At 38.8% G+C, this 11,048-nt stretch carries 6 protein-coding genes; 5 read left to right on the top strand and 1 reads right to left on the bottom strand.

The window, feature by feature from the left end; all coding sequences use genetic code 11:
• The first annotated feature begins 58 nt into the window (after positions 1-58).
• From HME9304_RS09600 to bglX, 5 genes are all read left to right on the top strand, one after another.
• On the top strand, positions 59-2,974 hold the full coding sequence (locus HME9304_RS09600; protein WP_239023238.1) for a SusC/RagA family TonB-linked outer membrane protein: 2,916 nt from the start codon (positions 59-61) through the stop codon (positions 2,972-2,974).
• A gap of 12 nt (positions 2,975-2,986) precedes the next feature.
• Positions 2,987-4,564, top strand: a complete 1,578-nt coding sequence (locus HME9304_RS09595; protein WP_112378386.1) for a RagB/SusD family nutrient uptake outer membrane protein — start codon at positions 2,987-2,989, stop codon at positions 4,562-4,564.
• 137 nt (positions 4,565-4,701) lie between these two features.
• A complete protein-coding gene (locus HME9304_RS09590) occupies positions 4,702-6,279 on the top strand; it encodes a family 16 glycosylhydrolase (RefSeq protein ID WP_112378385.1) in 1,578 nt (525 codons plus the stop codon).
• On the top strand, positions 6,276-7,118 hold the full coding sequence (locus HME9304_RS09585) for an endonuclease/exonuclease/phosphatase family protein (protein ID WP_112378384.1): 843 nt from the start codon (positions 6,276-6,278) through the stop codon (positions 7,116-7,118). The genes HME9304_RS09590 and HME9304_RS09585 overlap by 4 nt, the downstream gene beginning before the upstream one ends.
• A gap of 11 nt (positions 7,119-7,129) precedes the next feature.
• Entirely contained in the window at positions 7,130-9,466 is a 2,337-nt protein-coding gene (bglX, locus tag HME9304_RS09580; protein ID WP_239023236.1) for a beta-glucosidase BglX, read from the top strand.
• A 25-nt stretch (positions 9,467-9,491) separates the two neighbouring features.
• Here the strand turns inward: bglX and HME9304_RS09575 are convergent, their stop codons facing one another.
• Positions 9,492-10,958, bottom strand: a complete 1,467-nt coding sequence (locus HME9304_RS09575; protein ID WP_206170460.1) for a sulfatase family protein — start codon at positions 10,956-10,958, stop codon at positions 9,492-9,494.
• Positions 10,959-11,048 lie beyond the last annotated feature (90 nt).

The following is an 11,048-nucleotide window of genomic DNA, read 5'->3' as shown; positions in this document are numbered from 1 at the left end:
GAGACATCTATTAACAAGCCAAAAGGTTCGACTAATGACTTTTTGCGCAATGCTCTTCATGATTTTACTATCGGCCCAATCCCAGAAAACAATAGTGGGAACAGTTTTGGATGCCGATGGCCAGATACCGTTGCCAGGAGCATCTATTATAGAGAAAGGAACCATGAATGGAACATCTACTGATTTTGATGGGAAATTCACCTTGACCCTTACTGGCAACTCGAATACGATTCTTGTTTCTTATATAGGATACCAAAAAAAGGAAGTGCCCGTGTCCGACGGTGATATGACCATATCGCTCGTAATAGATGCAAGCTCTCTAGACGAGGTTGTGGTAGTTGGGTATGGAACAGTAAAGAAAAGTGATGTTGTAGGTGCTGTGGGAAGTGTGGAAATAGAAGAAGCTACTGCAATACCCACGACCAATGTCGCCGAAATGATAAGAGGTAGGGCAGCTGGGGTTCAGGTTAATTTGGCAGATGCACGCCCTGGTGGAAACTCTGATATAGTGATTAGGGGTAAAGTCTCATTGGAAGGAAATGACCCGCTGATAATAGTTGACGGAGTTCCTTATGACAATATAAATGATGTGGTCGCGGATGATATTGTTTCAATGGAAATTTTGAAAGACGCGAGCTCACAGGCCATTTATGGTGCTCGTGCGGCCAATGGCGTAATACTGATTACCACTAGAAGGGGAAAGGAAGGTAAATTCGAAGTAAGCCTTCATACATTCGCCACTATACAAAGATTGACCAGAAATTTCGATATTTTCACGGGACCTGAATATACCCAGTTAAGAAGAGAGGCATTCCGTACCGACAATGAAAACGAGTATTTGGATGACACCACTATCTTCGAGCCTTTTGAACTTGAGGCTATCGAAAATCAAAACTATGTAGATTGGGAAGACTTGGTCATAAGGGATGCAATGATCAATAACCATACGTTGAGTGTTTCCGGAGGAGGAGAAAACACCAAAATATATACAAGCTTAAATTATTATAATCAAGATGGAATTATTCCTACCTCTGGATTTAAAAGAGGTACGTTCAGACTAAATGTAGACCAAAAAGTAACAGATAAATTTTCTTTACAGGTAAATGTCAATATTCAAAAAAGTGAGCAGAACCTTGAAACAGGAAATCTGGACGTAATAACAATTTCCCCTCTTGCCAAGCCCTTTGATGAAGAAGGCAACCTTATAAGGGAGCCTTTAGGTGATGGGAAATTAACGGTCAATCCTCTATGGAACATACGTGAAGCCGACAATGATATATTAATCAACCTAAGGGATTTAAATCTTGTCGCCAATTACCAATTTACGCCAAATCTTTCTGCAAGAGTTAACGCTTTCTCAAGAGTGAGGGATGGTAGCCAAGGTATTTATAGGTCAACAACGCATCCAAATGGCGATGGAGATATAAGAGGTATCGCTACTTTAGGTACTACAAACTATGAAGAGTTTCAGATTGAAAATATTATTGATTATAGTCCAAACTTGGGCAACAAGCACAGATTGGAATTAACGGGTCTCCATTCCGTAAATCAACGGAAAGATTTAGAAACGGAAATTACAAAATCAGGTTTCGCCAACGATAACCTTGGTTATAACGGTAAGGCAGATTTAATAAGATCAACAACCAGGGATGTCAGTAGAAGACGTTTAGTTTCATTTATGGGAAGGGCCAGATATGGATTTTTGGATAGGTACCTGCTCACTTTGACCATGCGTGCTGATGGCTCTTCCGTTTTTGCCGAAAATGAAAAGTACGGATATTTTCCAGCAGTTGGATTGGCATGGAAAATCCATGAAGAAGGTTTTCTTAGGGATTCTAAACTAATAAATCAATTAAAATTACGGTCTACTTATGGATCTACTGGAAATGATGGTGTCAATCCAAGTGAGTCTTTGGGAATTGCAGATGATCTCCCCTATGTTTTTGGAGGCAATACAATCGGTGGTTTTGCCCCTCTTAATAGATTGCCCAACCCAAATCTTAAATGGGAAACTGTAACAACATTTAATGTTGGTCTTGATTTTAGTTTATTTAACCGTGTGATCGATGGTACATTCGAGTATTACAATAAAACTACGTCTGATTTTCTTCTGGACAGGATTCTTGCCGGGACATCAGGTTTTGGCGTAACTAGATTTAATATTGGGGAAGTACAAAACAGAGGGTTTGAAGCTACAATCAATACCAATATCATTAATAAACAAGATGTACAATGGTCTATTGGTGTTATTTGGTCAACCAACGAGAATGAGGTTGTCTCGCTTGCCGGAGAACGTGATCAAGATGGCAATTTAATAGATTTTGAATCACAGAATCTATTCATCGGTGAATCTATCGACAATATCAATCAATTTGTATTCGATGGCATTTGGCAAGAAGAAGATGATATTGAAAACTCTGCACAGCCCGAAGCTAGACCTGGTGAGCCTAGAGTTCAGGATTTAAACGATGATGGTGAAATTACGGATGAAGATAGGGTATTGATCGACCAAAACCCAGACTGGTTTGCAACGTTCAACACCAATTTTAGATATAAGGGATTCGACCTTTTTGCAGATGTATTCGTTGTTGAAGGTGCTACAAATATCAATCCCTACTTTGCCGATGGAAATCTAGGAGCGGCACTACAAGGTGGGAACAACGGTATTGCGGTAGATTATTACTTACCGGAAGACCGATCAAACCAGTTTATCAGACCAAGTACTACAACACCTAGCTTTCTGCGTGCACTGGCCGTTGATGATGCTTCTTATATTCGTTTAAGAACGATAACTCTTGGATATAATCTCTCTCCCAAATTTGTTAGTACCATCGGTATGCAACGATTGCGTTTTTACGTAACAGGAACTAATCTTATCACAATAACAGATTACAAATCATACAGCCCAGAGAATAATCCCGGTCAATTTCCAGATGCAAAGGGAATCACATTAGGAGTTCAATTAGGATTTTAAAAAGAAAAAATTATGAAAAATTTGAAAATACAGTATTTATTCTTGGTTGCTCTATTTCTTTTTGTAGCAACGGCATGCGAGAAGTATCTTGAAGACGAATTGCTTTCGGAGACTTCGGCAGATTTTATTTACAGTACGCCAGAAGGTTTGGAATCTGCAGTAGTGGGCCTCTACAACCTTCACAGAGCAATATGGACAGATGCAGAGTGGAACTCTGCCATACCAATGATTCCTGTCGCAAAATCAGACCTAACTGTAGGCCGCTCGGGTGAAATTGCTTTTTATGCTAGATTGGGTTGGGGGGCTGATTTGAACAGCTTTGGAAGCAGGCGCTTATCAAAACATTGGAGATACGGTTACAGAATGGTCGATCGTGCCAATGCTATAATAAATGCAGTTCCAGACGTTGAAATGGAAGATGAACTGAGAAATCAAATTCTTGCGGAGGCCAGAACAATAAGGGCCCATGCCTATTTTATATTATACAGACAGTTCAACAATATTTTTGTGACTACTGAAGAAACAAATCCAGATAATGCTTTCAACAAACCTCAGCAACCCAATACTGAGGAAGAAATATTTGAACTGATAAACGCAGACCTGGACTTTGCGATTGAAAACCTTCCTTGGACCACGGAACAATTTGGAAGATGGACCAAAGCGGCTGCAAAGCACGTTAGGGCAAAGACCGCAATGTGGCAGGAAGATTGGACCAGAGCAACCCAAGAAGCAGATGAAATCATCGAGCAAGGAAGCTACAGCCTTCTTTCAGACACTGGACAGGTTTTTGATGGAGATATGAACCATAGTGAAACCCTATTTGCAATGCAATTTGAGGATGCTGCCGTAGGTGGTGGCGGGTCTACAAGAATCAACTTCAGCATTGTACCGCAATATCACTTGATAGATGGGGCTACATTTTCCATAGACAATGGAGCTAGAGGTGGCGGATTTCTACTAATGAACAATTATTTCAGAAATCTTTTGGAAGAAGATGCCAATGATGACAGAGCTGATGGAAACTATTATATTACGGACTATATCTACAATGACCCGGATGAACTCCCGGAAGGTGTACAATTAGGTGATGTTATTGACGTGTATGACCAAAATAGTGATAATAACAATATTCGCAATCTGTATTATAGAACTATGAATCCTTCCGTCATCAAGTACAGGCAAGATGATGCTCCACCTGCCGAACCTGATAATATTTCAAATATTATGATATATAGATTGGCCGAAACTTATTTGATTGGAGCAGAGGCATATCTTAATCTTGGAGATCAAGATAAAGCCTTAGAATATATTAATGCCGTTCGTAACCGCGCCAATGCAGCAAGTTTGGAATCAATGGACCTAATAGATGTTGTTGAGGAGCGAGCACGTGAACTTGGTTTTGAGGGTCAACGGTTTTATTTCTTGAAACGTATCGGTCTACTAACACAATACATTCAGGACCATGCCAGTAATGAAGGGTTTTTCGACATGGCAAGAAACAGAATGGAACCGCACATGGTCAATTGGCCGATACCACAAGAAGAGCTACAGTTATTAGGTGAGAATTATCCACAGAATGTTGGCTATTAGAATATTTGGTTCAATTAAAAGTTGATATTTTCTTTTCAAAGTATTGTGTGGATGGCCAATCCAACGAATATATTTTAACGTGTACAGAATAGATTCCAATTGAATAAAAAAATGGCATCGATTTTTGAAAAATTTTTATGACGAAAATAGAATTAGCCGCAGTAGTATGTTTTTTCATGACTTCGTGTCAGAACATTTTCAATGTCGATGCCATTAGCACTGCGGATAATCCAGTAATTGCCCATAGGGGTGATTGGAAAAAAAACGGATATCCAAAAAACTCGATAGCTGCTCTCAAACAAGCAATCAAAAATGGTTACACTGGTTCTGAATTTGATGTTCGCATGACAAAGGATGAGGTACTTATTGTAACTCATGATGCCGAATATGCCGACCTTGTTATCGAAGAATCAAACTACGAAGAACTTTCTTTGCACAAGTTACCCAATGGAGAAATCCTACCTAAACTGAGTGATTTTTTAAGAGCCGGAATGGCAGATAACGATTCTACAGCCTTTTTTCTGGAACTAAAACCATCCAAGAATAAAAAACGAAATATTAAAATGGCAAGAAAAACACTCCAATTGGTAGAGGAGGTCAATGCCAAATCCCACATTGGTTATTATATAAGTTTTAGTTATGAAATTTTAAAAGAGATTAAAAAAGTCAGTCCCAATGCTAAAGTTCAATATTTAAATGGATATAAAAAGCCGACTGAATTAAAGCACGACAAAATAGATGGTCTCGATTATCAAATAAATACATTTAGGCGTCATCCCAAATGGATTGAAAAAGCAAAAAAATTGGATCTAAAACTTAACTCCTGGACCGTAAATAAAAGTGAGGATATAAAATTCTTATTAGCCAATAAATTTGATTATATAACAACAGATGAACCAGAACTGGCTTTAAGACTTTCAAAAATAAATACTACAAACAGCGATTGGAATTTAGTCTGGAGCGACGAATTTGATTATTCAGGTAAAGTTGATAGCACCAAATGGAGTTATGAGATAGGGCTTAAAAGAAACCAAGAAAAACAATTTTATACAGATAGCCTTAAGAATGTTCGCGTAGAAAATGGTAAGCTCATATTGGAGGCCCACAAAGAAAAAATCAATAACCCACAATTTGAGAGCAAAGATGCCAAGAATTGGAGAAAACAATGGGAGTATGCTGATTATACTTCGGGGAGTATAACTACAAAGAATTTAGCTGAATGGACTTACGGGAGGATAGAAATTAAGGCCAAGCTTCCCAAAGGTGTCGGTCTATGGCCTGCTTTCTGGATGCTTGGAGAAAATTATAGTGAGGTAGGTTGGCCCGAGTGCGGTGAAATTGATATTATGGAACATGTGGGATTTGATCCAGATTCAATCTTTGGGACAATCCATACCAAATCCTATAACCATATGCGCGGTACAGAAAAAGGGAAAAGTACATTTGTTGAAGACCCTTACGATAGCTACCATATATATTCCCTATTATGGACTCCGGAAAAAATGGATTTTCTACTAGATGGAAAAGTCTACAATCAAATAAAGAATGAGAATAAAACCACTGCTGAGTGGCCTTTTGACCAAAACTTTCATTTGAAGCTAAATATTGCTGTGGGTGGAATGTTAGGTGGTAGAGAAGGAATCGATGATAGTAGTTTGCCTTCGGCCATGATTGTGGATTATGTTAGGGTGTTTCAAAAGCAAAGTGACCGATGATCGATTTTTTAAAGCTAAGTATATCATTTTTGGCCATTATGGCATCGACTGCCTGTAAATGTCAAGAATTAACCCTAATGACCTACAATATTAGATTGGATGTGGCCTCCGATAAAAAGAATGCCTGGCCCAACAGAAAGGAAATGCTAGCCAATCAAATTCTATTATTTTCTCCGGACGTCCTTGGAGTCCAAGAAGCAAGACCCAATCAAGTTAAAGATCTCTCCACACATCTTACCGAATATAAAAACATAGGTCTCGGACGTGATGGAGAAAATAATGGGGAACATACGGCAATCTATTACAACCATAATAGATTACATCTTAAAAGCCATGGTACATTTTGGCTTTCAGACACCCCGTTTGAAGTCTCTATAGGCTGGGATGCTGCCTATCCAAGAATTTGCACCTACGGTCTATTTGAAGACAAAGATTCAAAAAAGAACTTTTGGGTATTTAATACACATTTAGACCATAAGGGTAAAAATGCACAATTATATGGTATGCAGAAAATATTGGACAACATCCATGACCTAAATGAACAAAATTATCCAGTGATCTTAATGGGAGATTTTAATGTAGTTCCAGAAAGTAGGCTTATTCAAGATTTAAAAGGAACTATGAACGATTCAAAAGAACTTGCAAGAATCAAATTCGGTTCCATTGGTACTTTTAATGGTTTCAATATTCTTGAAAAAGCTACTCGCCGTATAGATTATATCATGTTCTCCATGCATTCTAATCTAAAGATTGAAACCTATGGTACTTTTTCCACCTTGATAGATCAACGCTATCTGTCAGACCATTTCCCTGTTTTTGTAAAATTCCAAATAAATTAAGTTCCTTTTTTATGAAAGTTTCCCATCAGATGCTGAATATAGCCAAGTTTATCTGCTTTTGTTTCTTAACAACGGTCATACATTTCGCAAATGCCCAAAGTAATTTTGATTCCATGAGTGGTTCTCATCCCTCTTTTTCAGAAATCCTATCTTTTAGAGTGGACTCTGTATTAAATTTGATGACAATCAATGAAAAAATTGGGCAATTAGTGCAATATAGTGGTGGTTGGGATGCCACTGGACCTTCATCTTCAGAAAATCATCAATACAAACTTTCTAAACTAAAGAAAGGCGAAGTTGGTTCAATGCTAAACGTGACTTCTGTTGCGGCAATTAGGGAAACGCAACAAATTGTAATGGAGAATTCGCGACTAAAAATTCCCTTGATTTTTGCCTATGATGTTATTCACGGCTATAAAACAATTTTCCCGATTCCACTTGGAGAAAGTGCAAGCTGGGATTTGGAAATCATTCAAAAGTCTGCATCCATTGCGGCGAAGGAATCTGCGGCATCTGGTCTACAATGGACTTTCGCGCCCATGTTGGACGTGTCCAGAGATGCGCGATGGGGCAGAATTATGGAGGGAGCGGGAGAAGACCCTTACTTGACTTCTAAAATTGGGGTTGCACGCATTAAAGGCTTTCAAGGAGGTAATCTTAATGATAAATTTACGGTTGCAGCCTGTGCCAAACATTTTGCCGGTTATGGGTTTGGGGAAGCAGGGAGGGATTACAATACGGTCAATATTGGTGATTATGAACTCCATAACACAGTACTTCCACCCTTTAAAGCGGCCGCAAAAAGTGGAGTTGCCACTTTTATGAATGCATTTAACGATGTTGATGGAATACCCGCCACCGGCCATAGAGAATTGCAACACGATATTCTTAAAGGAAAGTGGAACTGGGACGGATTTATAGTATCCGATTGGGGCTCTATCGGTGAAATGATTGCCCATGGATTTGCCGAAGATAAAAAGCAAGCAGCAGAAATTGCAATGAATTCAGGTAGCGATATGGACATGGAATCCTATGCTTATGAAGGACATTTAGCAGAATTGCTCACCGAAAATAAAATTACCGAATCCCAGTTGAACGATGCCGTAAAACGAATACTGAAATTAAAATTTGAATTGGGGCTTTTTGATGACCCCTATAAGTATTGTGACGAAACGCGTGAGAGGGAAAATGTCTACACCAAAGAACACCTGAAAATTGCTCGAGATGTAGCAAGAAAATCCATTGTTCTGCTCAAGAATGAAAATAAAACACTGCCTCTATCAAAATCTATTGAAAAGATTGCGGTAATTGGACCTCTTGGAGATGATAAAGACGTACCACTGGGTAATTGGAGGGGCAAAGGGGTTTACAATTCCGCGGTTTCTTTACTTGAAGGAATAAAAAATAAAGTTGATAAAAACGTTCAAGTTTCTTTTGCTAAAGGTATTGAACTGATGAGCGAGACCGTAGAGCCTGGTAAAAATCAATTTTTATACCCTATAAAGTTCAACACAAAAGACAAAACAGCCATTACAGAAGCTGTTGAACTTGCAAAGAAATCTGATGTTGTACTCCTATCAGTAGGTGAAAACGCTTACCAAACGGGAGAAGGCAGAAGTCAGGTAAATATAGGTTTTGCGGGGCTTCAAAACGAATTAATCGATGCTGTGACCAAAGCAAATGAGAATGTAGTCGTTGTTTTGATGAACGGTAGACCCATGGATTTAAGCGAAATAAATAAAAAGGTCTCAACTATATTGGAATGTTGGCATCTTGGTTCACAAGCTGGCAATGCCATTTCCGATGTAATTTTTGGGGATTACAATCCGTCCGGAAAATTACCGGTCTCATTCCCGTATGATGTAGGACAAGAACCATTATATTACAATCAAAAAAATACAGGCAGACCTTATAGTATGGACCACGTTACTTTTTCAAGTTATAGAGATGCTCCAAAAGAGGCATTGTTCCCATTTGGATTTGGCTTAAGTTACACTAATTTTAAGTATAGCGATTTAAAATTGAGCCGTTCCGAGATTTCCAAAGATGGAAGTTTAATTGCAAAGATTCGTGTTACGAACACTGGAGATAAGGTTGGGGAAGAAGTTGTGCAACTCTATATCAGGGATTTAGTAGGCAGTCTGGTCCGACCGATTCGTGAACTTAAAGGTTTTGAAAAAATAAAATTAAAGCCACAAGAATCAAGAACTGTAAGCTTTGAGATTACCCCAGAGACACTTCAGTTCTATACCCAAAACAAAAAATGGGAGGTTGAGCCAGGGACTTTTCAAATATGGATTGGCGGAGATTCTAAGGCTTCAACCACTGCAAAATTTAGTGTTCAATAGCTTTCTGATTCTTGCATTTCACACTTTAGTTGGACTCCAAAATTTTTGATAACGAATTTTCCATATCCTTGATGATTTCTGGATGTTTGTAATAAACGTTCGTAGACTGATAGGGATCTTTCTCTAAATTATATAATTGTGCCGTTGGGGCATTTGATTTAATCTTACCATTGATAATATCACTGTTTTTTTGACCTGTAAACGGAAAAGCGGCTGGACCACCAAATGTATGAGCACCAAGTTGTTTGGAAGAAAAACCTCCACCACCTCTCGCAGAAATATACATCCACTTTCCCTTTCTAAAGGATAAATTTCTTTTTCGAGCTGGAGATATCACTAAACTCTTTCTAATTGCTTCTGTCGGATTTTTCAGTAATGCCGGGAGAATATCAATACTGTCAGGTCCTTCTTGATTTTTTGGCTTGTAGCCAATTATTGATGCAATTGTGGCAAACAAGTCTACATTGGATGACAATTGGTCCGAGGTTGTTCCACTGGGAATCTTGTTGGGCCAACGTGCTATAAAGGGAACGCGGTGCCCTCCTTCCCATGCATCAAATTTAAAGCCCAATAAATCCCCATTTGCTTTGTGACCGGCTTCTCTTGCGGTCTGACCGCCACGGTTGAGCATGCCTCCATTGTCACTCGTAAAAATTATTAAGGTGTCTTCACTTAGTCCTTCTTCTTCCAAAACATTTAATACTTCTGAAAGCATCCAGTCCAATTCGTGAATAAAATCACCATAGGCTCCTGCTTGGCTAGTACCAATAAATTGTGGAGAAGGAGTAAAAGGATGGTGAATGTTTGTTGTGGCAAAATAAAGGAAGAATGGTCGCTCTTTGTTTTTTCTTATCCATTCCATTGCTTTTTGCGTTAGTATAGTTCCAACTTTTCTATCCTCATAATTCTCATGAGCTTTTTTAGCCCCGCCAATTTCATCAGTATCAAATTTTTCGTCAAAATCACGGGTCATCGCTTTTTTGCCATAAATAAAGGGGTCGTCTGGCACCATGCCAACGACTTCATGATTCTCCACGTACACAAATGGAGGATGACTGTTCAACACCGGTACCCCAAAATAGTAGTCGAAACCTAACTCCAAAGGTCCTGGCTTCAACGGTTTGTTCCAATCAACAGGAGAGTTATTTCCAAAACCCAAATGCCATTTTCCAATGACAGCTGTAGTGTAGTCTTTTGTTTTCATCAAACTGCCCAATGTCATTCTTAATGTATCGATTTGAAGTTCCTTTTTGAGAAATATCGGTGACCATAAATCTTTACGTGCGGGATAGCGTCCTGTTAAAAGCGCATAACGTGACGGAGAGCATACAGCGGAAGCTGAATGAAAATCTGTAAAACGTCTTCCCTCAGAGGCCAACTTATCAATGGTAGGTGTTTGTACCTTTGTTGCACCCTGTACACCTATATCCCCATAACCTAAATCATCCGCATTGATGATTATGATGTTTGGTCTCTCATCCTGTGCTTTCAAAACACAATGATTTAAAATAAAAGTACAGACCAAAAGAAATTTAATTGACCTTTTGACCATGAGTTGGCCAGAATTATTTTGAATCGAAAA

Origin of the sequence: Flagellimonas maritima (assembly GCF_003269425.1) — a bacterium.
GTDB classification, from domain to species: domain Bacteria; phylum Bacteroidota; class Bacteroidia; order Flavobacteriales; family Flavobacteriaceae; genus Flagellimonas; species Flagellimonas maritima.
This window is presented reverse-complemented; position numbering and strand designations above follow the sequence as displayed.

Excerpts from the sequence above, each read along its gene's own strand:
- HME9304_RS09600 (WP_239023238.1), top strand. The coding sequence starts at position 59 with ATGATTTTACTATCGGCCCAATCCCAGAAAACAATAGTGGGAACAGTT.
- HME9304_RS09595 (WP_112378386.1), top strand. The coding sequence starts at position 2,987 with ATGAAAAATTTGAAAATACAGTATTTATTCTTGGTTGCTCTATTTCTT.
- HME9304_RS09590 (WP_112378385.1), top strand. The coding sequence starts at position 4,702 with ATGACGAAAATAGAATTAGCCGCAGTAGTATGTTTTTTCATGACTTCG.
- HME9304_RS09585 (WP_112378384.1), top strand. The coding sequence starts at position 6,276 with ATGATCGATTTTTTAAAGCTAAGTATATCATTTTTGGCCATTATGGCA.
- bglX (WP_239023236.1), top strand. The coding sequence starts at position 7,130 with ATGAAAGTTTCCCATCAGATGCTGAATATAGCCAAGTTTATCTGCTTT.